The 634-nt window shown below is 69.4% G+C and carries 1 protein-coding gene; it reads left to right on the plus strand.

All coding sequences use genetic code 11. The features are described from left to right. Positions 1-634 (plus strand): DOMON domain-containing protein (locus N869_RS18180; RefSeq protein WP_035063289.1); only part of this gene is annotated, 634 nt, incomplete at both ends.

Below are 634 nucleotides of genomic sequence, written 5' to 3' on the forward strand. Positions count from 1 at the left end.
GCAGGCGCCGCTGGTGTTCGACGGCAGCTTCCAGGCCAAGCCCGCGTACTTCGGGCTCATGGGCGAGGGCGACAGCCTCGCACCGCGGGTGCGGACCGCACTGGCGTTCGAGGGCGAGGTCGGGCTGGACTCGTTCGACGCGATCGACTGGCAGAACCTGCCTCTGCAGCAGGTCGAGCGTGCGGCGGCCTTCCAGACCCGGTGGAGCGGTGACCAGCTCACCGCCTACATCGAGGTCGAGGACGGGGCTGACAGCGTGACCGTCACCTACGGCGAGAACGAGGTCACCGTCGAGCGGGGTGCCGACAGCGCCACGCAGGCCACGACCGAGACCACCGACGGATGGACCGCTCTGGTCCAGCTGCCGCTGGACTCGGCCGGCTCCGTCGGGGACCAGCTCGAGTTCAACGTCGTCGTCGGCGACGTGGCCTGGGGCGACAGCGGTGCCACCGGCACCCTGACCCTGGTCGAGGAGCTGTCGTTCACCGAGATCCCCGAGGCCACCGTTGCCCCGGAGATCGACGGCGAGATCGACGACGTGTGGAACGACGCGAGCGTCGTCACCACCGGCAAGACCATCACCGGAAGTGGTTCGAGCAACGCGACCGCTGACGTGAGCCTGCTGTGGGAGGAG

The organism is Cellulomonas bogoriensis 69B4 = DSM 16987 (assembly GCF_000767165.1).
Lineage (GTDB): Bacteria > Actinomycetota > Actinomycetes > Actinomycetales > Cellulomonadaceae > Actinotalea > Actinotalea bogoriensis.